Genomic DNA, 414 nt, shown 5'->3' on the forward strand with positions numbered 1-414 from the left:
GCCGGCGCCCTCGAACACGCCTCCGAACACCCCATCGCCCGAGCCGTCGCCACCGCCGCCCAGGAACGCTTCGGCACACCCGCCCCCGTCGAAGGCTTCCGCAGCCACCCGGGCCTCGGCGTCGAGGGCACCATCGACGGCCGCACCGTCCGGGCCGGACGCGCCGCCCTGCTCGACACCCCCCTGCCCCCCGCCCTCGCCGCCGCCAAGACCGCGGCCGAGCGGGCCGGACGGACCGCCGTCGCGGTCGGCTGGGACGGCGCGGCCCGGGCCGTCCTGGAGGTCGCCGACGCCGTCAAGCCCACCAGCGCCCGAGCCGTCGCCGAACTCCGCGCCCTGGGCCTGCGCCCCCTCCTGCTCACCGGCGACAACCGCGCCGCCGCCCAATCCGTCGCCGCCCAGGTCGGCATCCCC

Annotated in this window: 1 protein-coding gene; it reads left to right on the plus strand. The window is 79.5% G+C overall.

The features are described 5' to 3' along the window. A partial coding sequence (locus OO57_RS38030) for an HAD family hydrolase (protein ID WP_033257501.1) occupies positions 1-414 on the plus strand: 414 nt, incomplete at both ends.

The organism is Kitasatospora phosalacinea, assembly GCF_000717185.1.
Taxonomy (GTDB): domain Bacteria; phylum Actinomycetota; class Actinomycetes; order Streptomycetales; family Streptomycetaceae; genus Kitasatospora; species Kitasatospora phosalacinea_A.